The organism is Stenotrophomonas veracruzanensis (assembly GCF_032911525.1).
Classification (GTDB): domain Bacteria; phylum Pseudomonadota; class Gammaproteobacteria; order Xanthomonadales; family Xanthomonadaceae; genus Stenotrophomonas; species Stenotrophomonas africana.
The window spans coordinates 1-21712 of the sequence record NZ_JAWJTI010000042.1 but is presented as its reverse complement, the minus strand read 5'-3'; the positions used below and the strand labels follow the sequence as shown (position 1 = coordinate 21712).

25 protein-coding genes and 1 tRNA gene are annotated in these 21712 nt (G+C 64.6%); 12 read left to right on the top strand and 14 right to left on the bottom strand.

The window, feature by feature from the left end; genetic code table 11:
- Nucleotides 1–45 precede the first annotated feature (45 nt).
- Nucleotides 46–459, bottom strand: coding sequence for a DUF6691 family protein (locus R1H25_RS18200; RefSeq protein WP_154348963.1), 414 nt, complete (start codon nucleotides 457–459; stop codon nucleotides 46–48).
- Nucleotides 456–893: a YeeE/YedE family protein gene (locus R1H25_RS18195; protein WP_317224279.1), complete on the bottom strand. Its 438-nt coding sequence runs from the start codon at nucleotides 891–893 to the stop codon at nucleotides 456–458. Before R1H25_RS18195 ends, R1H25_RS18200 begins: the two co-directional genes overlap by 4 nt.
- Nucleotides 894–979: 86 nt before the next feature.
- Between R1H25_RS18195 and R1H25_RS18190 the strand changes: the two genes are divergently transcribed.
- Nucleotides 980–1300: a metalloregulator ArsR/SmtB family transcription factor gene (locus tag R1H25_RS18190; RefSeq protein ID WP_099589723.1), complete on the top strand. Its 321-nt coding sequence runs from the start codon at nucleotides 980–982 to the stop codon at nucleotides 1298–1300.
- Nucleotides 1301–1303: 3 nt separating this feature from the next.
- Here R1H25_RS18190 and R1H25_RS18185 read toward each other — a convergent pair whose 3' ends face one another.
- The 5 genes from R1H25_RS18185 to R1H25_RS18165 all read right to left on the bottom strand — a co-directional run bounded on the left by R1H25_RS18185 (nucleotide 1304) and on the right by R1H25_RS18165 (nucleotide 7446).
- Nucleotides 1304–1732: a BLUF domain-containing protein gene (locus tag R1H25_RS18185; protein WP_317224278.1), complete on the bottom strand. Its 429-nt coding sequence runs from the start codon at nucleotides 1730–1732 to the stop codon at nucleotides 1304–1306.
- A gap of 83 nt (nucleotides 1733–1815) precedes the next feature.
- Entirely contained in the window at nucleotides 1816–2949 is a 1134-nt protein-coding gene (locus tag R1H25_RS18180; protein WP_317224277.1) for a hybrid sensor histidine kinase/response regulator, read from the bottom strand.
- Entirely contained in the window at nucleotides 2946–3521 is a 576-nt protein-coding gene (locus R1H25_RS18175) for a chemotaxis protein CheB (protein WP_317224276.1), read from the bottom strand. Before R1H25_RS18175 ends, R1H25_RS18180 begins: the two co-directional genes overlap by 4 nt.
- The gene (locus R1H25_RS18170) at nucleotides 3521–4345 is read right to left on the bottom strand and encodes a protein-glutamate O-methyltransferase CheR (RefSeq protein ID WP_057500967.1); all 825 of its coding nucleotides are present in this window, start codon (nucleotides 4343–4345) and stop codon (nucleotides 3521–3523) included. The genes R1H25_RS18175 and R1H25_RS18170 overlap by 1 nt, the downstream gene beginning before the upstream one ends.
- On the bottom strand, nucleotides 4342–7446 hold the full coding sequence (locus R1H25_RS18165; RefSeq protein ID WP_317224275.1) for a response regulator: 3105 nt from the start codon (nucleotides 7444–7446) through the stop codon (nucleotides 4342–4344). Before R1H25_RS18165 ends, R1H25_RS18170 begins: the two co-directional genes overlap by 4 nt.
- A 178-nt stretch (nucleotides 7447–7624) precedes the next feature.
- Here R1H25_RS18165 and R1H25_RS18160 point away from each other — a divergent pair, with 178 nt between their 5' ends.
- Nucleotides 7625–8761, top strand: coding sequence for a nitrogen regulation protein NR(II) (locus R1H25_RS18160; protein ID WP_057500965.1), 1137 nt, complete (start codon nucleotides 7625–7627; stop codon nucleotides 8759–8761).
- Nucleotides 8751–9110 (top strand): response regulator, encoded by a 360-nt coding sequence (locus R1H25_RS18155; protein WP_049449148.1) that lies wholly within the window; start codon nucleotides 8751–8753, stop codon nucleotides 9108–9110. The genes R1H25_RS18160 and R1H25_RS18155 overlap by 11 nt, the downstream gene beginning before the upstream one ends.
- A 31-nt stretch (nucleotides 9111–9141) precedes the next feature.
- Here R1H25_RS18155 and R1H25_RS18150 read toward each other — a convergent pair whose 3' ends face one another.
- Nucleotides 9142–9708, bottom strand: a complete 567-nt coding sequence (locus tag R1H25_RS18150; RefSeq protein ID WP_317224274.1) for a TetR/AcrR family transcriptional regulator — start codon at nucleotides 9706–9708, stop codon at nucleotides 9142–9144.
- Between the two features lie 171 nt (nucleotides 9709–9879).
- On the opposite strand from R1H25_RS18150, the gene R1H25_RS18145 reads away from it, so the two are divergent.
- Nucleotides 9880–10710: a universal stress protein gene (locus R1H25_RS18145; protein ID WP_317224273.1), complete on the top strand. Its 831-nt coding sequence runs from the start codon at nucleotides 9880–9882 to the stop codon at nucleotides 10708–10710.
- Here R1H25_RS18145 and R1H25_RS18140 read toward each other — a convergent pair.
- Nucleotides 10658–11551 (bottom strand): helix-turn-helix domain-containing protein, encoded by an 894-nt coding sequence (locus tag R1H25_RS18140; protein WP_317224272.1) that lies wholly within the window; start codon nucleotides 11549–11551, stop codon nucleotides 10658–10660. The two genes, R1H25_RS18145 and R1H25_RS18140, sit on opposite strands and share 53 nt — an antisense overlap.
- Before the next feature lie 143 nt (nucleotides 11552–11694).
- On the opposite strand from R1H25_RS18140, the gene R1H25_RS18135 reads away from it, so the two are divergent.
- A complete protein-coding gene (locus tag R1H25_RS18135) occupies nucleotides 11695–12252 on the top strand; it encodes a GNAT family N-acetyltransferase (RefSeq protein ID WP_317224271.1) in 558 nt (185 codons plus the stop codon).
- Nucleotides 12253–12259: 7 nt separating this feature from the next.
- Here the strand turns inward: R1H25_RS18135 and R1H25_RS18130 are convergent, their stop codons facing one another.
- Nucleotides 12260–12724 carry a GNAT family N-acetyltransferase gene (locus R1H25_RS18130; protein ID WP_049449156.1) on the bottom strand — a complete coding sequence of 155 codons (465 nt, stop codon included), beginning with the start codon at nucleotides 12722–12724 and terminating at the stop codon, nucleotides 12260–12262.
- On the opposite strand from R1H25_RS18130, the gene R1H25_RS18125 reads away from it, so the two are divergent.
- The gene (locus R1H25_RS18125; protein ID WP_234368011.1) at nucleotides 12723–12887 is read left to right on the top strand and encodes a hypothetical protein; all 165 of its coding nucleotides are present in this window, start codon (nucleotides 12723–12725) and stop codon (nucleotides 12885–12887) included. The two genes, R1H25_RS18130 and R1H25_RS18125, sit on opposite strands and share 2 nt — an antisense overlap.
- A 709-nt stretch (nucleotides 12888–13596) precedes the next feature.
- Here the strand turns inward: R1H25_RS18125 and R1H25_RS18120 are convergent.
- Nucleotides 13597–13673: transfer RNA gene (locus R1H25_RS18120), tRNA-Arg, on the bottom strand.
- Nucleotides 13674–13782: 109 nt separating this feature from the next.
- Here R1H25_RS18120 and R1H25_RS18115 point away from each other — a divergent pair.
- The 6 genes from R1H25_RS18115 to R1H25_RS18090 all read left to right on the top strand — a co-directional run bounded on the left by R1H25_RS18115 (nucleotide 13783) and on the right by R1H25_RS18090 (nucleotide 19616).
- Entirely contained in the window at nucleotides 13783–14373 is a 591-nt protein-coding gene (locus R1H25_RS18115) for a phosphatase PAP2 family protein (RefSeq protein ID WP_317224270.1), read from the top strand.
- A gap of 109 nt (nucleotides 14374–14482) precedes the next feature.
- Nucleotides 14483–14797, top strand: a complete 315-nt coding sequence (locus R1H25_RS18110; RefSeq protein WP_057496636.1) for a hypothetical protein — start codon at nucleotides 14483–14485, stop codon at nucleotides 14795–14797.
- Nucleotides 14798–14889: 92 nt separating this feature from the next.
- Entirely contained in the window at nucleotides 14890–15996 is a 1107-nt protein-coding gene (locus tag R1H25_RS18105) for a polysaccharide biosynthesis/export family protein (RefSeq protein WP_057496637.1), read from the top strand.
- A gap of 13 nt (nucleotides 15997–16009) precedes the next feature.
- A complete protein-coding gene (locus R1H25_RS18100) occupies nucleotides 16010–16696 on the top strand; it encodes a YjbF family lipoprotein (RefSeq protein ID WP_317224269.1) in 687 nt (228 codons plus the stop codon).
- Nucleotides 16693–17469: a capsule biosynthesis GfcC family protein gene (locus R1H25_RS18095; protein WP_317224268.1), complete on the top strand. Its 777-nt coding sequence runs from the start codon at nucleotides 16693–16695 to the stop codon at nucleotides 17467–17469. The genes R1H25_RS18100 and R1H25_RS18095 overlap by 4 nt, the downstream gene beginning before the upstream one ends.
- A complete protein-coding gene (locus R1H25_RS18090) occupies nucleotides 17466–19616 on the top strand; it encodes a YjbH domain-containing protein (protein ID WP_317224267.1) in 2151 nt (716 codons plus the stop codon). Before R1H25_RS18095 ends, R1H25_RS18090 begins: the two co-directional genes overlap by 4 nt.
- Before the next feature lie 43 nt (nucleotides 19617–19659).
- On the opposite strand, the gene R1H25_RS18085 is transcribed toward R1H25_RS18090, so the two are convergent.
- From R1H25_RS18085 to R1H25_RS18075, 3 genes are read right to left on the bottom strand one after another with little or no spacing between them, the layout of a single operon-like run.
- Nucleotides 19660–20199 carry a hypothetical protein gene (locus R1H25_RS18085; RefSeq protein WP_317224266.1) on the bottom strand — a complete coding sequence of 180 codons (540 nt, stop codon included), beginning with the start codon at nucleotides 20197–20199 and terminating at the stop codon, nucleotides 19660–19662.
- Entirely contained in the window at nucleotides 20196–20708 is a 513-nt protein-coding gene (locus R1H25_RS18080; RefSeq protein ID WP_317224265.1) for a DapH/DapD/GlmU-related protein, read from the bottom strand. The genes R1H25_RS18085 and R1H25_RS18080 overlap by 4 nt, the downstream gene beginning before the upstream one ends.
- Nucleotides 20705–21613: a glycosyltransferase gene (locus R1H25_RS18075; RefSeq protein WP_317224264.1), complete on the bottom strand. Its 909-nt coding sequence runs from the start codon at nucleotides 21611–21613 to the stop codon at nucleotides 20705–20707. Before R1H25_RS18075 ends, R1H25_RS18080 begins: the two co-directional genes overlap by 4 nt.
- Nucleotides 21614–21712 lie beyond the last annotated feature (99 nt).

Genomic DNA, 21712 nt, shown 5'->3' with positions numbered 1-21712 from the left:
GGTCCATGGATATGACCCCATGCGGGGTGACACAGCGGTGAAACCTCAGCGAAGCACGCGATCGTGGAGCCAGAAACCCGCAAGCATCGCCGGCACGAACCACAGCGCCTCGCGCGATCCCACCGCCAGCCCGGCGATGGCAGGGCCCGGACAATAGCCTGCCCATCCCCAGCCGATGCCGAACAACGCCGCGCCCAGCACCAGGCGCGGATCGATACCGCGCGCAGCTGGCAACTGGAAGCGCGTTGCGCACAACGGACGGGCGCGCCGCAGCACCCAGCGCTGGCCAACCGCGCTGACCAGCAGCGCAGCGGCCAGCACCCAGGCCAAAGTGGGGTCAAAATCGCCGGCGATGTCGAGGAAACCAAGGATGCGGCGAGGATCGGTCATGCCGGCCAACGCCAGGCCTGCGCCAAACAGTGCTCCTGCCGAGCCGGCAGCCACCGACACGCGGCTCATTCCAAGCCTCCACCGTGGCGGATCAGGAACGTGGTCAGCATCGCGCAGGCCATGAACACCAGCACCGCCAGCAGCGACCGCTTTGAGCCGCGGGCCAACCCGCAGACGCCGTGTCCACTGGTGCAACCATTACCCAACCGCGTACCGAAGCCGACCAGCAGGCCGGCGCCGACCAACTGCCACGCAGGCAAGGCGTCACGCAGCAGGACGCCGGGCGCTTGCCCTGGCGCGGCCTGCCACCACAGCACCAGCCCTGCAGCGGCAAGCAGGCCGAGCAGGAAGGCCCAGCGCCAACCACGCTCAGCCGGCGCGGCACGCACGCTGCCAGCGGCAATGCCACTGATGCCGGCCACCCGCCCCGTTGTGGCCAGCAACAGCACCGCCGCCGCACCGATCAACACGCCCCCCGCCGCCGCGGCCCACGGCAGGGTCATGATCTGCCTCCGCCCGATGCGTTCATTCGTTTGCCTTTTGATTTAGTTTTTTCTAAATTAGCTTCTTCTAAATCAAAAGGCCAGCCATGGTCAGCACCGAGCTCGACAGCGCCGCGATGGCCGAGCATGCCGCCCAGGCCGCAGCGCTGCTCAAAAGCCTGGCCCATCCTGCGCGGCTGCGCGTGTTGTGCCGCCTTGTCGAAGGTGAGGCGCCGGTAGCGGAATTGCAGGAGTTGACCGCCCTGAGTGCATCGGCGCTTTCGCAGCATCTGGCGGTGCTGCGGGCGATGGAGATCGTTGCGACCCGGCGCGAAGCACAGGCGATCCACTACCGCGTGATTGAAGGCCCCGCACTGGGCGTGCTGCAGGCACTGCATGCCGCCTACTGCGGCCGCAGACCGCGTTGATGCTCAGCCAGCGTGCAGGAGTGGCTGCACGACGTTGTCGAGCAGATCCACCGGCGTCGGCGCTGACAGGTCCCCGTCCAACGCGCGGGTAAAACCCGACCAGTCGCTGGATGAGAGCTGGCGCAACAGCGCCTCTTCCACCGGCAACGCGCGCATCGACCAGTACGGAAACTGACGCTGACCGAGGCGGCCGCGTGCAAGCTCGATGATGTCGACATGACTGCCAGCCTGCAGGATGCGCTCGAAGACCGAGTCGATCCCGTCCGGCGGCCCCTCGATGTACTGCAGGAAACGTTCGCCGTCACACAGCAGCACGCCGGTCACGCCCGCCATCTTGTTGAAGCGGGCTGCATCGTCGACCAGCACCTGCAACCGTTCAGCGGAAAGATCCGGCAGCGCCTGGCTGACGTAGGCGATGGCGCGCAGTGGCATGGTGCTTCCTTGACAAGATGTACACCCACGGTAGCAGTTGCGGACGAGTCCGTCTCAGCACCCGCGGGCGTTTCCTGAAGAATTCAGGTTGCCGCTGCAGGCGGCCCTTCTGCGCGTCTCGGCAACAGGGCTTCGAACACCACCTGCCCGGCCTCGTTGCGCGCTGCGATGCGCCCCCCGTGCGCGCGCACGAACTGATCGACGATGTACAGGCCCAGCCCCAGGCCCTTGCTCTGGTGGAAGCTGGCCTTGAACGGCTCGAACAACCGCGGCAGCAGCGCGTCGTCGATCCGGCCGGCGTTGCTCACCCGCAGCAGCACGCTGCGGGGGTCGCGTCCGTCCACCTCCACCCTCGCCTCGCTGCCATGGGTAAGCGCGTTGCCGACCAGGTTGGCGGCAACCTGGCCGAGACGGTCCAGATCGCCCTGCAGCCGCGTATCACCATGCATGTCCAAGTGGATCCGGCCCGCCCCATGCGCGCTGCCTGCTTCAGCTACTACCGCGCGCGTCACCTCGGCCAGATCGCAGGCACTTGCCTCCAGCCTCAGGCCACCGCTGCGGATGCGCGAGAAATCGAGCAGCTGCTCGACCATCCGCGCCATCCGCAGGGTGCTGGCTTCCAGGTACTGAAGGGTCTGCTGCGCGCCTGCGTTGTCTTCCGGAAGCTCCAGCGCCAGCTTGTCGGTGCACAGCAGGATCGCCGACAGCGGCGTGCGCAGATCGTGGGTCAGCACCGCGGCCATTGTTTCGTTGAGTTTGAGCGCGCGTTCCAGCGCCTCGTTGCGCGCCTTCAGCAACTGCCGCTGCTGGTAAAGCTCGATGAAGACGTTGACCTTGCTCAGGATCACCTGCGGCGCCACCGGCTTGTGCAGGAAATCCACTGCGCCGCTCTCGTAGCCTTTGAAGGCGCGCAGCGGATCGTCAGGCGAGGCGGTCAGGAAGATGATCGGCACGTCGCGGCTGCGATGGGAACCGCGCATCAGTTCGGCCAGGGTGAAGCCATCGATCTCCGGCATGTGCACGTCAAGCAGGGCCAATGCCACCTCGTGCTCGAGCAGCAGCTCAAGCGCCTGCGCGCCGGAGCCGGCCAGCAGCAGGTTGACCCCTTCGCGCTGCAGCAGGGCCTGCATGGCTACCAGGTTCTGCGGCACGTCATCGACGATCAGCAGGTTGACCGGGGTCTGCGACTGCGCAGGGTCCGGTGGCAGCAGGTTCATGCAAACAACTCCTTCAGGCGACGACACATCAGTTCAAGGGGCAGCACGGCATCGGCGCCGGCGTGCTGCAGGGCGGAAGCCGGCATCATCGACGCCTCGGCCTCCTCGGGACATTGCAGCCAGGCATGGCCACCGGCATGGCGCACGGCGGCAACGCCCTCGCTGCCATCACTGCTGGCACCGGTCAGCAGCAGGGCCAGTACCTGCCCGCCGAACACCGCGGCAGCGGAGTCGAACAGCGGGTCGATGGCCGGACGCGAAAACAGCACCGGCGCATCCACCGACAACGCCACCGATTCCTCGTCCTCCACCAGCAGGTGGTAATCCGGCGGCGCGAACGTCACCGTGCCCGGCTGCAGCGGCTGCTTGTCTTCGGCTTCGCGCACCGGCAACGCGCAGTACGGCGCCAGCACCTCGGCAATGCGGCTGGTGCGGTCTCGCGGCAGGTGCAGGACGGCCAGTACCGGTACCGGCAGCGTCGCCGGCAGTGCACCGAGCACCGCCTGCAGGGCCGCCACGCCACCGGCGGACGCGCCGATCACCAGCACGGCCGGACGCACCCGCAGCGTCATCAGGCCACCTTCCGGTACAGACGGTGCTCTCGCGAACAGACCTCGAAGGCGTCGTGATGGCACCCGAACTGCAGCGACTCCTTGCTGCCCAGGCCAAGGAAGCCACGGTGCACCAGCGCTTCGCGGAACAGGCCGACGGCGCGGTCCTGCAGGTCGCGGTTGAAGTAGATCAGCACGTTGCGGCACGACACCAGGTGCACTTCGGAGAACACGGTATCGGTGGCCAGGCTGTGGTCGGCGAACACCACGTTGCGGCGCAGCTGGCGGTCGAACACCGCACCGTCGTACGCCGTGGCGTAATAGTCGGACAGCGACGCCGTGCCGCCGGCGGCCAGGTAGTTGCGGCTGAACTGGGCCATCCGGTCGATGCCATAGGCCCCCGCCTCGGCGGTGGCCAGCGCGGCCGGATTGATGTCGGTGGCATAGACGATGCTGCGATCAAGCAGGCCTTCTTCGTGCAGCAGGATCGCCAGCGACCAGACTTCCTCACCCGTGCTGCAACCGGCCACCCACAACTTCACCGAGGGATAGGTACGCAGTACCGGAACCACCTGCTCGCGCAGCTCACGGAAGTACGCGGGGTCACGGAACATCTCCGAGACCTGCACGGTGAAGAACTGCATTGCCTGGGTGAACAGGTCCGGCTCGTGCAGCAGGCGGTACTGCAGGTCGACCAGCCGTTCGCACTCATAGCGCTGCATCGCCTGGCGCATGCGCCGGCGCAGCGACGACACCGCATAACTACGAAAATCGTAGTGATAGCGCTGGTACAGCGCTTCCAGCAGAACCTTCAGTTCCAGGTCGAACAGCCCCTGCTCGTTCATTGCCGCGAGCACCAGACCCGGCACAGCGAGACCAGCTTGTCGACGTCGATGGGCTTGGCGATGTAATCGTTGGCACCGGCCTGCAGGCAACGCTCGCGGTCATCGGGCATGGCCTTGGCGGTCAACGCGATGATCGGCAGGTCCTGCAGGTGACGCTGCGCGCGGATCTCGCGCATCGCGGCCAGGCCATCCTTCTCCGGCATCATGATGTCCATCAGCACCAGGTCGACCTCGCGCTCGGCCAGGCGGTCCACTGCCTCCTGTCCATTGCGCGCGATCTCCAGCGTCACGCCCAGCGGCTCGAGCACGCTGGACAGCGCGAAGATGTTGCGTACGTCGTCCTCGGCCAGCAGCACGGTGCGTCCATCGAGCACGGTGTCGCGCCGGCGCGCCTCGCGCAGCAGGCGCTGCTGGTCGGTCGGCAGGCTGGCCTCCACGCTGTGCAGGAACAGGGTCACCTCATCCAGCAGGCGCTCGGGCGAACGCGCGCCCTTGATGATGATGCTCTTGGAATAGCGGCGCAGGCGCTGTTCTTCCTCACGGCCGAGCGCGCGACCGGTATAGACGATCACCGGCGGGAAGCCGACGTCATCGTTGCCGGCCATGTGTTCGAGCAGGTCGTAGCCGCTGCCGTCAGGCAGCGACAGGTCCATCACCATGCAATCAAAGGTCACCGTGCTGAGCTGCTCCAGCGCGCCGGCAAGGGTTCCCACGGCGACGATCTGCAGCTGATCACGGCCCAGCAGCAATTCCAGGTTGTGGCGCAGTTCGCTGTCGTCCTCGACGATCAGCAGGCGCCGCACGTCGCGCTGGCTGGTCTGTTCCAGTTGCTCGATGGCGGTCACCAGGCGCTCGCGCGTGGTCGGCTTGATCGCGAAACCGATCGCGCCAAGCTCACGCGCCACTTGGCTGCGATCCGTTGCGGAGACCACGTGCACAGGAATGTGGCGGGTGTCTGGGTTGCGCTTCAGGCGTTCCAGCACGCTCAGGCCGGACACGTCCGGCAGGCCGATATCGAGCAGGATGCCGTTTGGCCGCAGTTCGCTGGCCAGGGCCAGGGCCTCTTCCGCCGTGCCGGCCACCACGCAGTCGAAATCCAGTTCATGGGCCAGGGCCACAAGGGCCTCGGCGAACGTGGCGTCATCCTCGACGGCCAGGATCAGGCGGCCGGGGTGCTGGCGACGACCGCGGTCATCGGCCACGCTGGGCGCCGTCGTCGCCGGCGCCACCGCAGCAGCCGTTGCCGGCACCGGATTCGACGGCACAGCGGCCTGAACCGGCGACACCACGGGGGCGGCGGCGATGTCAGCCACCGTCGAGGCGGGCGCGCCCTGCAACGGCAGCTCCAGGATGAAGCAGCTGCCGCGGCCCGGTTCGCTGTCGACCTGGATGCTGCCGCCCATGCGCTCGGCCAGATCGCGCGAGATCGACAGCCCCAGGCCGGTGCCACCGTAGCGGCGGCGGGTGCTGCCATCAGCCTGGCGGAATGCCTCGAAGATGACCTGCAGCTGCTCGCGGGCAATGCCGATACCGCTGTCGCAGACCTCGAAACGGATGCGCCCCTGGCCGGCCGCGCGCACGTGCAGGCTGACCTTTCCGTGCTCGGTGAACTTCACCGCGTTGGCCAGCAGGTTCTTCAGGATCTGCTGCAGGCGCTGGCTGTCGACCACCAGCTGGCTGGGGGCGAGCGCATCGGCCTCGATCTGCAACGCCAGGCCCTTCTGCCGCGCCATCGGCTCGAAGGTCTCGCGCAGGCGCTGCAGCACGCTGCCCGTCACCACCACTTCATCGGCCAGCTCGACGTGGCCGGCCTCGATGCGCGACAGGTCCAGGATGTCATTGATCAGCGCCAGCAGATCGTTGTTGGACGACAGGATCGCACGCGCGTACTTCACCTGTTCTTCGGTGAGCGTGCCGTCCTTGTTGTCGGCCAGCAGCTTGGCCAGGATCAAGGAGCTGTTCAGCGGCGTGCGCAGCTCATGCGACATGTTGGCCAGGAATTCGGACTTGTAGCGCGAGGTCGCGGCCAGTTCGTTGCTGTTGCGCACCAGCTGGCTCTGCGCGACCAGCAGCGCCTGCTTCTGTGCCTCCAGCTCGTGGGTGCGCTCTTCCAGCTGCACGTTGCTCTGTTCCAGCTCGGCCTGCTGTTCTTCCAGATGGGCCTGCGACTGCTGCAGGCTGCGGCTCTGTTCCTCCAGTTCCTCGTTGGCCACGCGCAGCTCCTCCTGCTGGGCCTGCAGCTCCTCGCCCTGGCGCTGGGATTCCTCCAGCAGCACCACCAGCTGCGCGCGCAGCAGCGATGCACGCAGCGCCATGCCGATGGTCTCGGCGCAGCGTTCCAGCAGTTCAATATCGAGCCGCTGCTGCTCGCCGGCGCGGGTGCGCCCCAGCTCAATGATGCCCACCACCGCACCATCGCTGCTGATCGGTGCCAGGACGCGTTCGCGCACCGGCAACCGGCCCAGGCTGGTCTGCAGCTCAAGCACCGTATCGTGGCCGCCGTGCAGGTGACGGATGCGTTCATCCCGCGCCACCTGCCCGGCCACGCCTTCCTGCAATGCCAGCGACGCCGGCATGCCGGACGGCAACGCCAGGCCGCCGGTCAGCTGCAGTCGCCCGCCTTCCAGGCGGTAGACGGCGGCGACGTCTGCCTGCAGCTGGGCACCCAGGCTGGTTGCCGCCGCTTCGGCAATCTGCTCGGGACCCAGGTCACCGCGCAGGCTCGTGGCCACCGCGTTCTCCGCTTCCTGCAGCCACAGCGCCCGCATTGCTTCGCGACGTGCCTGGATGGCACGGGAGACGATCAGCGCAATCATCAGGAATGCGACGCCACCGATGCTGCGGTTGACGAACGAGAACGCCGAGTTGGAGCTGGCCGGCGCGACGTTGTAGCCAATGATCAGCAGGACGCAGGCAAGGACGGCCACGATGAACGGCGCCCGCGCACTGCGCTGGAACACGGTCACGCCCACGGCCAGGAAGTACGCCAGCCATACCGCATAGCCGAGCGGCACCACCAGCTCCAACGCGATGGTCGCGGCCAGCAGCACGGCGGAGGTCATCCAGATCCAGCGGTCACGCGTAGTCGCACCAGGACGCATGCAGGTCGGTTCCAGAACACAGAGGGTGGGTGATGTTACTCCGTGTCGTATTCAGCCGCACAGGACAAATGGCACGTGTCGCGCCTCCACGTTCCCTTCACACTTGAATGCCTAGTTTCACGTGCCTCTCAGGGGTAACACTTATTTTTACGTGGACGCTGCCGCCTCTACGACGTCCGTGCTGACGGACCCTTCCCGCCAACTGCGACTGCTGATTGACAGCGTGCGCGACCATGCGCTGTACCTGCTTGATCCTGATGGGATCGTCTGCAGCTGGAACCCCGGCGCGGAGCGCATCAAGGGCTATTCAGCCGACGAAGTGGTAGGCACCTACTTTGGTCGCTTTTACCTGGCCGCTGATCGCGAGGCCGGGGAACCACAACGCCTGCTCCGCCATGCAGCGCAGCATGGCCACGTTGCCAGCGAAGGCTGGCGGGTTCGCCGCGATGGCTCATCCTTCCGTGCCAGTGTGGTGATCGAGCCGGTGGTTGAAGCGGGCGAGCTGCTCGGCTTCGTCAAGATCACCCGCGACATCACCGAGCAGTGGCAGGCACAGCGCCTGCTGCGTGATGCCCAGCGAGCACTGCGCAATACCCAGCAGTTCGAGACCGTCGGCCGTCTCAGCCGCGGCCTGTCGCACGAGTTCAACAACCTGCTGACCACCATCGGCAACGCACTGGACCTGCTGTCGCTGCGCGTGAACGGTGACGATGCGCGCGCCGCCGAACTGCTTGATGCGGCGCAGACCGCAACTGATCGCGGTGCGCTGCTGACCCGCCAGCTGCTGGCCTTCAGCACCGGACAGACCCTGATCCGCGAGGCTCTGGACCTCAACGCGCTGATACAGCAATGGCTGCCAGGCCTGCAACGCGCCTGCCCGCCCACGGTGGTGCTGGATGCCCAGCTGGCGCCCGGCCTGCCGGCGATCAACACCGATGCGCTGCAGCTGCAGACGGCGCTGGCCAATCTGGTCGCCAATGCTGCCGACGCTACCCTCGAAGGCGGCCGCATCCTGATCGGCACCGCGCTGGAGCATCGCCTCGACCCGGATGCAGACTCCACGCTGCAACGTGGCTATGTCACCCTCAGCGTCTGCGATGAGGGCCACGGGATGGCGGCCGACATCGCCGAACGGGCGACCGAGCCGTTCTTCACCACCAAGGACATCGGCAAAGGCAGCGGCCTGGGCCTGAGCCAGGTGTTCGGATTCACTACCCAGAGCGGCGGCTTCGTCGACGTGTCCACCACGCCCGGTGTCGGCACCACGGTCAGCCTGCTGCTCCCCGCAATGGAGGACCCTGCCGATGACCGATGACCCGATCCGCGTACTGATGGTGGAAGACCAGACCGATCTGCGTGAAATGATCGGCCTGGCCCTGCGCGACCTCGGCATCGACGTGGCCACGACCGCCGATGGCCACGAGGCGGCGGAACTGCTCAAGGGCGAAGCGCGCTTCGACGTGGTGTTCAGCGACGTCAGCATGCCCAACGGCATGTCCGGCATCGAGCTGAGCGAGCATGTGGCGCGCGAACAACCGCAGGCGCGGATGATCCTGTCGTCCGGTTATGCGCGCTCGCAGCTTCCACCCCTGCCGGAACAGGTGGAGTTCCTGCCCAAGCCTTATCGCCTGCGCCAGCTGGTGCAGCTGCTGAAGCAGGCGTAAGCCACGGCGCCCCGGCCGGGCGCCCCTACGGTCAACCTTTCATCGCCCCCCGCTGGAACGAAGCCAGCAGCGTAGAGGCTGCCGCCGCCGGCGCCAGCCGACCGCGTGCCAGTGACCAGGTAATGCCGTAGAAACAGGTCCAGTAGAAATCGGCCAGCCACACCGCACTGAACTCGACGTTGAACACGCCGGCCTTCTGGCCGCGCAGGAAAAAGGCCTCGAAACGCTCGCCGATCGGCGCCCAGCGCTCGGGCAGCAGGTGCAGGTCCCCCTGTCGCTGCTGCTCTTCCATCATCCGCGCGAACAGCAGCGTCACCAGTTCCCAGTCCGCCAACAGCGTGGCGGTGACCTGCTCCAGCACGTGGCGTGCATCAACGCGCTCATCGAACCAGACCGCCGCCGCTTCCAGACGCTCGAAACCGGCTGCGAACAGGGCCACGTCGATTGCCTCCCGGGTCGGCGCAAACCGGTACAGGGTCGCGCGGCTGATGCCCGCCCCGCGCGCGAGTTCGCTGAGCGTGCAGCGCGGATGGCTGACCAGAGTGGCTGCCAGGGCGTGGTGCAGGTCGCGGCGGTTGCGTGCTGCGGCAGGTCGCATGAAAGCACTGAGGTGTGGGCTCGCCCTCACGCTAGCATGAATCATCAATTAATAAATTGAATCAAATATGATTCACCCGAATCACGGATGCGCTACAACGGTGATGCGTCCGGTGCACCCGGGTCGGTGCACGGCAGGGAACGCGTCACAGGCATCGAAGGAGCCAACGCCATGCTGCATCCACTACGCGATATCGCCGTGCTGTTCGACGCCGGCGACACCGGACACCGCGTTCTCAACATCGCCGCCCATCTGGCGCAGGCGCAGCAGGCGCATCTGGTCGCAGTCTCCACGGCCCTGCATCCCACCGACATCGCCAACGGCTTCGCGCGCGGTGCCGGCATCGCCGCCGCGCTGGACCATGAGGCGCGCGCGGATGCCGCCTGCACCGCGCAGTTGATGCAGAACCTGCGTGCCGTGTCCGAGCCGCTGCAGATCAGCACCGAACTGCGCATCGTCTCGGACTATCTGGGCGGCGCCGACCTGGCGCTGCAGTCGCTGTACTGCGACCTGATCATCGCCGGCTATCCGCACACACCAGGCGCGCCCACCGGCTGGCATCCACTGGGCACGCTGCGCCAGACCGGCGTGCCGATGCTCCTGGTGCCACCACACTGGCAGGGCGACCAGGTCGGCCGTCGCATCGTGGTGGCCTGGAATGCCAGCAAACAGGCACGTCGTGCGGTGGCCGATGCGTTGCCGTTGCTCGCGCGTGCGCAAGCGGTGCACCTGTTGATGGTCGACACCCCCAAAGCCGAGGCCACACCGGGCGCAGAGATGGCCCAGCATCTGTCGCGGCATGGTGTCGAAGTCGAGATCCAGACAATCAGTTCGAGCCAGGGCGGCGTTGCTGCAACCATCCGCCAACACGTATTGGATGCCGACGCCGACCTGCTGGTGCTGGGCCCTTACAGCCGCAGCCGGGTGGTCGAGCGCGTGCTCGGCGGAGTCACCGAGGATCTGCTGGCCAAAGTACCGGCGCCGCTGTTCGTATCACATTAGTGCCGCCCTGCCCCGCCCGGCGGTAACCGGTCAGCGATTGGCCGGTATGCCGCCGGAAATAGCGGCACAGGTAGGACGCATCCTCGAAACACAGGCGCTCGGCGATGCGACCGATCGGCAATTCGCTGTAGGTGAGCAGTGCCTTGATCTCCAGCACCACCTGGCGATCAATCAACGCCTTCGGCGTCTCGTCGAAGCACTCGCGGGTCAACTGCGAGAGATAGAACGGGGTGATGCACAGCGCGTCTGCATAGGACTGCACGTCACGCTGGCGGGTACTGCGCTGCCCGACCAGCTCCCAGAAGTTCCAGGCCAGGCGCTCGCGTCGGCTGACCTGCGCAAGCGCCCTCTTCTGCTTCGGCAGCAACGTGGCCATCTTCAGGAAGAAACTCTGCAGCAGATTGCGCAACATCACGTGGCGATGCCGTCCACCGTTGTGCTGCGCGTCCATCATCAACTGCAGCCATCCCTGCAGCAACGGCACATCCAGCGGTGACGGCCGGCAGTGCGGCTGCTCGTGCAGGAACTGGAACAGCGCATTGGGCAGCACATAGGCCACCTCCGATGCCAGCGCCTTGGGCATCAGGCAGACCATCGCCAGAAAGCCGCGCGAGCGTTGCCGCAGCAGCGCCAGCGTGTCCTCGGCCAGCACCAGCACGTCATGGCGCTGCACCGCTACCTCGCGGAAGTTCAGAGCAAAGCGCGCGCGCCCCGAGACGCATACCAGCACCGCCAGATATGCGTGACCGAACGACAACGGGACGCCCTGCCCTTCGGCCAGCGTGCTGAACTCCAGGCGCATGGATTCGTCCTGGTCCAGAAGCTGCGGTACGCGGTCCATGGGCCGATCCGGCTGTATTCCGGGCCCCAGCATACCGGGACGGCGGTGAGTTGCGAAAAGTACCGAAACCATCAAGGTCCCGCTCTGGGCCGCACGCGCCTGGCGACCTAGCCTGTGCACTCTCTTTGCCCCCTGGAATCGACATGCAGTTGCACACCGAACGCTTGATCCTTCGCCCCTGGCGAGACACCGACGCCGCCGATCTGTACGAGTATGCCCGCGACCCGCGCGTGGGTCCGATCGCCGGTTGGCCGGTACACACCAGTGTCGAGGAAAGTACCGAAATCATCCGCACCGTCTTCAACCGGCCGGAGGTCTACGCACTGCAGAACCGCGAAGACGGCCGCGCCATCGGCTGTGTCGGGATCCTGATCGGCGCCGACAGCAACTTCGAGATCAGCGACCGCGAAGGCGAGATCGCCTACTGGATCGGCGTACCGTACTGGGGCCGCGGTTTGGTACCCGAAGCGGTGCGCGAAGTGATGCGGCATGCATTCATGCAGCTGGAGCTGGACGCACTGTGGTGCGGCTACTTCGCTGACAACCTGCAATCACTCACCGCGCAGAGCAAATGCGGTTTCCAGCATCACCATACCGAAGTGAACAAGTTCAACAGCTTCCTTGGCGATTACTGTACCGAGCACATCAGCCGCATCACCCGGGAGCAATGGTGTGCCCTGCAGGCCGCCACACCGGCTTGAACGGGATTCAGCCCGACCTGCGCTGCATGAACAGAAGTTCCGGCGTTGAGGACGCTTCAACCTGCTGGAAACCGAGATCGCGGTACAGGGCCACGGCGGCCGTGTTGTCACGATAGACGCGCAGGGTGAGCCGCTGGATACCGTCTTCGCGCAGCGCCTGTGCACTCAAGGCCTGCATGAGCAGCCGGCCAAGGCCGCGCCCGCGCGCCAGTGGGGAAACAATGATGCGGCCCAGGTGCGCGGTGCCGGCGTCGGTCATCCAGTACTGGCCAAAGCCTACACAAAGGTCCTGCTCGTCCAGCAGCGCCCAGCCCGGCCGCGACTCGAGTTCGAGCACCTGCGCGAACCGTTCCGGCGGCAAGGGAAACGGCACGCCTGGGCCCGCCCAGCGCTGGGTGGTTTCGGCGGATTCGGACCAGCGGGCGACGGCGGCGTAGTGGGAAGGCTGGACGGGGCGAAGGTTCGGTTGCATGACACTCATGGTGCGCCATTTGCACCTGGCAGACACCGATGCCGAGGATGCCATTGCCCTCTCCGCACAACTGGCGCCGCTGTGGTCGTTGTATGACCGGTTTGGCGGGATTCGCGTCATGGCCTGCGCGGCTGCGGTGCTGGGTGGGCTGGGGTTGTTGTAGAAGCCTGGAGAACGGTTGCCATGCGGTATGGCGGGTGGCGACCCCTGCCCGATTCGAACGGGCGACCTTTTTCTTCGAAGGCTGACGACGGCTCCAGTGGTAACAACGCCCGCGGCTTCTTTCGCGAGGGAGGCTTTGCCTTTTGGTCGGTCATCCGCCCAGTTTTCCGGTAGACGGCAATGATCTGGGCGGTGCAGCACATGACAGCCATCTAGCCGCAGTGCCGTTCTGGCTAAGTGAAGGAGATCTACCGCGTCAGCCGCGCGGTGACCGCGCCGCGGAACAAACGCGAGTCTGTTGCTGAAGATCGCCTGACATTCGCGATACCAGAACGCGAATTGTTCTCTGTAAGGCCCGCGAAAGTCCGGGACCCTATCCTTTGCCCTCTTCCGTAGCACAACACAAGCAGCGGCACGCTATTCGCGCATCAGTCTTTGCATGGGGGCAACGTGGCGAGCTTGAGTTGGTTCGACGGAATGGTCCTCGGCTTCTTGCTCGGCGTCGCTGCAAGCGCAATTGCCGTATTCCTCGCGCTTCGTGAGAAAAAGCGGGATAAATGACCACAGTGCAAGCTGCGGGCCGCCTGAAATTAGCGGGGGCTTACACCATCAGCGCAGCGAAGTTCCGCCCAGGGCCGCTTTCAGCGCTGGAAGGAAATGGCGCTTCAAGACATCGTGTAACCTGGCAAATGCCGCAAGCCATTGATTTATGGTGACCCCGGCCCGATTCGAACGGGCGACCTTCCCCTTAGGAGGGGGACGCTCTATCCAGCTGAGCTACGGGGCCATTGGCAGCGGGAAAGGATACCTCGTCTGGCTGAATGGACCAAGCGCCGGGCGTCCTGCACGGCTCCCGAAGTAGATATGCTGGCCCGCCGCGACCCGTTGTGAACTGGATGTCCGACGTCTGGCGAACCCTCTCTGCCCTCGGCGACAGCCGCTGGCTGCTGCCGATGGCCCTGGTGCTGCTGATCACCCTGCCCCGCGCAGACGCACGCCTGAAATGGCGATGGCTGCTGGCCATCGCCGTCACCGCCGGCGTCACGCTTGCCTCAAAGGTGGCCTTCATGGGCTGGGGGATTGGCATCAAGAGCGTGCACTTCACCGGCTTCTCCGGGCATGCCGCGATGTCCAGTGTTGTCTATCCGGTCGTTGGTGCGCTGCTCGCCGGACCGGGCAAGCGCGCACGGGCGTTCGGCGTGGCAATCGGCGTGCTGTTGGCCATCGCCATTGCCTGGTCACGAATCCCGTTGCATGCGCATAGCCTCTCTGAGGTCATTGCCGGGCTGATGCTTGGACTGGGCTGCAGTGCGTGGGCGTTGTACGGCGCGCGTGCGTCCCGCCGCGCAGCTCTCATTTCCATTGCCGCCGCTGTACTCGCCGGCGCGGCACTTCCCCTCGCCCAGCCGAACCTGCACACCCATCAAGCGGTGATCGCGCTGGCAAAGTTCATTTCTGGAAGAACAGAGCTCCACGCTCACCCGTGAGAACTGCCAACAGAGCCGCACATCTTCTTCACTTTCCTTGACAGGAGGAATGAACAGCGGCCAACATAAGCCCGGAAAAACTTACCTCACGGAGTAGGAGACCCCGTAGATGAAGAAGATGATTGCCGCTCTGGCCCTGCTGGGCCTGTCCTCGCCGGTGTTTGCCCAGGAAGCTCCGGTTGCCACTGCGGAAACCAGCGCTGAAGTCGCTGGCGCAGAAGCGGCTGGCGCCGCCGCCACTGGCACCCTGACGACCGTCGCTACTGTTGGCCTGGGCATTGCTGCCGCTGGCGTGCTGTACAGCGTTGCCGCTGACAGCAGCAAGGATGATGCAGGCAACAACAATGGTGGCGGCACCACGCCTCCGGGTCCCGGCGGCACTACCGGCACTACCGGCACTACCGGCACCACCGGCACCAACTGATCCGCTGAGCAGATCAGGGTCATCACGCCCCCGCCGGGCGCAGATCTGGCGGGGGCTTTTGTTTTGCCCAGCAGGGCAAGGAAGAATCATCGATGGACTGCAAGCGTCTTTGCGCCGCTTTGGCGCTGGCCCTTTCTCTCTCCGGATGCATGTTTGCACCCGGCCAGCACATGCGTTCGAGCGCGTTCGCACGCGACGACCAGCCGGTTGGCAATGACCAGATCGAGCTGATTCCGATCACGCCGAAGCTCATCGCCATGGATCGGGCTGCACGCGATGTGCCCGGCCTGCCGACAGCGCTGACCAGCTACCAGCCCGGTCCTTACGAGATCGGCGCCGGCGACGTCCTGTACATCACGGTTTGGGATCACCCGGAGCTGACCGTTCCGGCAGGCCCCCAGCAACAGCTCAATGCGGCGGGCCGTCCCGTCCAGTCCGATGGATCGCTGTTCTATCCCTATGTCGGCAAGATCTCTGCCGCAGGCAGGACACCGAGCCAGCTGCGCGAGGAACTCACAAGCAAGCTTGCGCGCTACATTGAAGCACCCCAGGTCGATGTCTCCATCCTGACCTATGCTAGCCAACGCGTCTGGGTCACTGGCGCGTCGCGCCAGGCCGCCACTGTGCCGCTGACCGTCACGCCGCTGACGCTGGGCGACGCAATCAGCCAGTCCGGACTGGACGCCACCCAGGCCGACCTGTCCGGCGTCCGGCTGACCCGCGACGGCGTCACCTACACCATCGACCTGGATCGCCTTGGTCGCCAGGGCGGCGGTGCCACGAATATTTTCCTGAAGTCCAGCGACCACTTGTACGTGCCTTACCTGGATCGCAAGGAAATTTTCGTGGTGGGCGAAGTCAACCAGCCCGGCGCGATGAGCTTCAAAACCAGCGACATTTCGCTCAGCCAGGCACTCGGCCGTGCACGCGGGCTGCAGCAAAGCACCTCAAACGGAAATGCCGTCTACGTGATCCGCGGCTCGCAGGATCTGCAGAGCACGCCTTCCACCGTGTACCACCTGGAAGCCAGATCGCCGGCCGCGTTTGCCGTTGCCAGCCAGTTTGAACTGCTTCCCGGTGACGTTGTATTCGTCGGTGCGGCCGGGGTCACTCGCTGGAGCCGGTTTGTGAACCAGCTGCTTCCCTTCACGTCGATCATCAGTAACGCGGCAAGCGCGCGTAACGATCTCGACAATTGATGGCAGGCACAAGATGAGCAGGAGCGCTCTCGCCGCGCTATCGTCGGCGCAACGCGGCGTTGCCGCATTGCTGTTGATTGCATTCGGTCTGTCGGGCTGCGGCGTGGTGGGCCGTACCAGCATCAAGACGGCACAACTGGCCCTGCAAGGCCGCCCCGACATTACACCCAGCGCCGAAGAGGTCGCCAAGAAGCGCTATCCGCAGATCAAGGTGCTCGGTCCTGATGGCGGTGCCGTGCTGGTGCTGGGCAATATCGATGCCGGCCGCCAAGCTTGGTACAGCAGTGAGCGCAGCATCATCTTCCTGCACGACGGCCTGCTCGTCGGCACCTTTGGTGGCAACCCCGAGCTGCAGAACATGTGGATCGAGGGCGATAACCCATTCAGGGCACTGCACAAGCTTGATCGTACAGTAATTGTGCATCGCCGCTACGACCTGATGCCGGGCTACCGCTATGGCGTAGAGGTGCAAGGCACGCTGGAGCCGATGGGCAGTGAAGCCATCGAGATTCTCGGCAAGCGCCGCAGTGTGCTGCACGTGCGCGAAACACAGCGCGGCAGGCACTGGAAGGCCGAGAATCATTTCTGGGTAGACCCGGATACCGGCTTCATCTGGAAGAGCCGCCAGGCAATCGCGCCAGGCACCAGCGTGGAAATCACCCAGCTCAAGCCCTATAGCCCGGATCTGCCACACCGATGAGCCCGCGTCTGCTTGCCCTGCTGCTGGGCACGATAACTGCAGCCACCGCCACGGCCGCTCCACAGGTATCGGTGGAGGTGATGGGTCATGTCAGCCATCCCGGCGTGCAGATCATGCCGGCCGGCGCACGCCTCAGTGATGCCATTCTGGCCGCAAGCCCGCAGCCCTCCGCCTACCCATTGGCGGCCGCCTGGCTGCGTGCCTCCGAGCGGATCGCGCAGACTCGCCTGAAGACCGGTGTCCTGTTCGATTTAGCTCAACTGATGGAAGACACATCCGCCGACGCGGATGATGCAGGTGTCGCCCGCACCCTTGCGGACGACATCGAGCGCATGCCGGTCACCGGTCGTGTCCCCGCGCTGTTGACCGCTCGCGCGATCGAAGTGGCAGACGCAAGCAATCGCCCCCTCGGCGACGGAGATCGCTTGGTCTATCCCGGACGTCCCACCACGGTGACCGTCGTGGGAGTCGTTGCCGAGCCCTGCACGCTGCGCCATGTCGCCCAGCAAGCGCCGCTCGACTACCTGCGCCACTGTCCTGCCCTGCGCGCCGCGAGCAAGGACCACCTGTACGTGATCGAGCCGGACGGCAGAGTCGAGAAGATCGGCATTGCGCTCTGGAATCGCTCGGCCCCCTCCTCGCTGGCCCCTGGAGCAGTGCTGTACGTACCTTTGCGACCGGGCGCCCTGGCCAAGGTGAATCCTGGCCTCAATGAAGAAATTGCAAGCTTCCTCGCAACCCAGGTAATGGAATTACCGGGAGTTTCGCCTTGATCACCTCCACCTATAGGCCGCTGGCGCGCGCCGGCGTGGCCCTGCTCAGCCTGAGCATCAGCACTGTCCTGCAGGCACAGACCGCGCCTGCACCAACCGCAAGTGACTGGGGCGGTATCGGCTTGCTGCAGACGCCTACCGCACGCATGGCAGAAGAAGGCGAATTGGCGTTCACCGCCAGCCACACTTCGCCTTACAGTCGTTACAACCTCGTGCTGCAGCCGCTCCCATGGATGGAGGGCGCGTTCCGCTATGTATCGGTGGCAAATCGGCGCTATGGCCCGGAATGGCTCAGCGGCAGCCAGAACTACAAGGACAAGTCGATCGACGTGAAGATCCGCTTGCTGCAGGAAAGCCGCTGGGTTCCGGAAGTCTCCGCAGGCTTCCGCGACCTGGGCGGCACCGGCCTTTTCTCCAGCGAATACCTGGTGGCAAGCAAGCGGATCGGCGCCTTTGACGCGAGCCTGGGCGTGGCGACGGGCTACATCGGCAATCGGGGTGACTTCCGCAATCCCCTTGCTGCGTTGAATGATCGGTTTGAGACCCGACCACGCTCCACGGGCGCAGGAAAGTTCAACAGCAATGGCATGCTCCGTGGTCCGGTTGGCGTATTCGGCGGTGTCGCCTATCAGACGCCGTGGGAACCCCTTCAGCTGAAGCTCGAGTACGACGGCAACGATTACAAGCGCGAGCCGCAGAACAATCGGCAGGTTCAACGCAGCCCGTTCAATTTCGGGGCATCCTACGCCGTCAATCAGAATGTGCATCTGCATGCAGGCTGGGAGCGAGGAGACGTGGCCACTTTTGGCATCACGCTGCGAACCAACCTCGCGCAAGCCAGGTCAATGCCTAAGGTTCTGGATCCAGCGCCTGTCCCACTCAAGCGTCAAGGATGGAATGGTGAGGCACGCACCGATGAGAGCAGCAACACGGATTTTCAATCCCCGGATTGGAGCGCCGTGGCCAGCCAGCTTGATCAGAACGCTGGACTGCGCGTAAACCGCATCAGCCAACGAGGCTCAGAAATCATCGTTACCGGCGAGCAACGACGCTTCTATTACCCAGCACAGGGCCTGGGACGGACTGCTCGCGTTCTCGACGGCATCGCGCCAGCCAGCGTCGACTGGTTCACAGTGCAGAACACCCGCCTCGGCGTGCCGGTCGTCGAGACCAGCATGGAGCGCAAAGCGTTCGTGGACTATGTGAACAACAAGAGCGACCTGGGTACGCTGGCCGGGCATGTGGAGATGGCCCCCCCGGCAAGCCAACGCAGGCAGACCCTCTACGAGGCGCCGCGTCACCGCTTCGATGGTGCATTCAACATTGGCTATCAGCAATCACTGGGCGGTCCCGACGGGTTCGTGCTGTTCCAGGTCGCCGGCACTTACGGCGCGAGCTTCTACTTCAGGCGCAATCTGTGGCTCAGTGGCAACATCAGCTACAACGCTTACAACAACTACGACAAGTTCCGCTACGACGCCCCAAGCCGCCTGCCGCGGGTTCGAACGAACATTCGTCGTTACATGACGACTGAAGACCTGACGTTGCCCAGCTTGCAGCTGACCAGCACCCATCATCTCGGTCGAGACCTTTACGGCATGGCTTACGCCGGCATGCTGGAGTCAATGTATGCGGGCGCCGGCGGCGAGGTTCTCTATCGCCCGCTGGACGAGCGCTGGGCACTGGGAGTCGAAGCAAACTGGGTGAAGCAGCGCGATTTCGACCAGCGGTTCAGTTTCCGCGACTACAGCGTCGCTACCGGCCATGCAACCTTCTACTACCTGTGGGGTGACCAGCGGCGCGTGGTCAGCGCGCTGAGCGCCGGCCGATACCTCGCCAAAGACTGGGGCGCAACGCTCGCCGTCTCGCGCGCCTTTGACAACGGCGTAACGATGGGCGCCTACGCGACGAAGACTGATGTATCCTCTGCCGACTACGGCGAAGGAAGCTTCGACAAGGGAATCTACGTCTCGATCCCGTTCGATTTCCTGCTCCCACGATCGACGCGCGCACGTGCCAACTTCCTGTGGAATCCGCTCTATCGAGATGGAGGCGCAAGAGTTGGCCACAGCTATGGCCTTTATCAGATGACGTCTGAACGAGACCCTGGGTTCTTCTTCGACAACATCAATAGAATTGGCGATTAAGGGAACAGCTCCCTGCTCGATCGCATCGGGTCGGGACTTGGCGCTACTTTCCGGCCAGCTCGCGAGCAGGCACACCCGCCACCGTACTGCGGGGCGGTACGCTCCGCAGTACAACTGCATTAGCGCCCACAACCGCGTCATCTCCCACTTGCAGCGAGCCCAGCACGCAGGCGCCGGCAAAAATGATTACTCCATCTCCAATGCACGGATACTGCGTGCCGCGTTGGCCGAGCGTGACGGATTGGTACAGCTGAAGATCGCGTCCCGCCACAACGCCATCTCCCACGACCACGGCAGCAGCATGGGGAAGAGACAATCCAGGCCCGATCCTGGAGCTGGGGGAAAGATAGCAAGCGGAAACGCGCACGTTGTACAGCCACATCAACTTCGACAGCACGCGGCCCACCTTGCCGAACCGCCTCGCGAAGACCGACAACCGGTAGCGCACCACTGTTGCGAACCCAGGATCCACAAAATAGCGAGCCAGACCACTCATCAGTGATGGCTCCGCCCCTGCCCTGGCAGCGCGGAGGTCCGCATTCAACAGGCTCAGTAGTGTTTCCGTAGCAGGAACCTCGGTCATGCATCCAACTCCTTCTTGAAGACGGCCGGGTTGCCCGCAACAAGCACATTCGCTGGCACGTCGCGTGTAACCACCGCTCCCGCACCAATGATCGAGCCGGCACCGATCGAAACGCCGGGGAGAATAACCGCGTTCGCCCCAATCCAGACCCCATCACCAACATGCACGTCACTGGCGGTAACCTTGCCCGCGCGCGCGTCGGCGCTATCGACAACATGAGACGCCGTGATCAATGCGACGCCGTGGCCCACGGTTACACGACGGCCAAGGCGGATCGTCCCCGTTGCATCGAAGTAACAGCCACGGTTGATGAAGCAGCCCTGGCCAATGACGATGCGCCCACCCTCAAAGCGTCCGCCCCCCCGGATTCGAACACCACCGGCAGTCGATATCCCGAGAATGCCCAGCAGACGCGGACGAAGGCGACAGGAGATCGGATCGTCGGGAAGCACCGCGCAGGCCATGTTTACCCCATGCACCACGCACTTATGGAGGATGCGCCAGATCATGATCCCAGCCTCTCGTAGGCGTTGGAGTACCTCGAGAAAACCACGTCGCGCGCGTGCTGCTCAGAGACGTACGCCGATGCGTTGAAGGCGATATTGTCCAGCATTGTCGGATCCGCAGTGACTGTCCTTACGATTTCAAGGAACTGCATGGGCGTGTCGAAGACGAGTGCAACGTGACGCCCCTCGACATCCAACCCCTCCAAGCCCAAAGAGGTTGTCACGGTTGGAACCCCGATCGCAAAGGCATCAACGATCTTTGTCTTGACTCCGGATCCGGAAAGAATGGGCGCCAAGTGTAGATCCGTTTCACGGAGCGCCTCATTCAAATCGTCAACGAAACCATGGAAGGTAATCCCCGGACGCGAAAGTTCATGGGCCACCCTCGCATCGATGCTTCCAATCACATCCAGCGAGTACTCAAACCCGGCGTCAACCAGCACAGGAAGAAGCGTGCCAACCACGTATCGCAGGGCCTGCAAGTTCTGCGGTGCCTTTAGATTGCCCAGGAACGCGAAGCGAAGCGGCGTGCCGCCTTGACGTAACCGTGGCGGCCGGACGCCACTGACGTCCGCAGACATCGGCGGCACAGAGTACAGGTTAGCCGCGCCCGTCCTCAGCCTGTGCCGCTCAGCCTCCAGCCCCGATACAAAGATGACGCTCGCGGCGGACGCGGTCACATCCAGCTCCATCTTTGCCAATCGTTTGGACTCGACAGCCAGAAGACGGGCTGCAAACACGTTGGCCAGCCATCCGGCTGCAGCCGGCAATCGCTCCCTGAAGGTTCCAAGCACGTCTGTTGCGCCTGAGGACAGTTGCCTCTGATAGCGGACGGAAAGCAGATCATCGATATCAAGGACAAGCGGCGTCGAGCGCCAATGCCGGACGTAGCCCCACAGCCTGAGCATGTCCACAACAACAACATCGGGACCGAACCCGGCGATCCGCGAAGTGACCCAACGGCCGACCACGTCGCTGCATCATCCGGCCGAAAGCGAGCTGTTCGA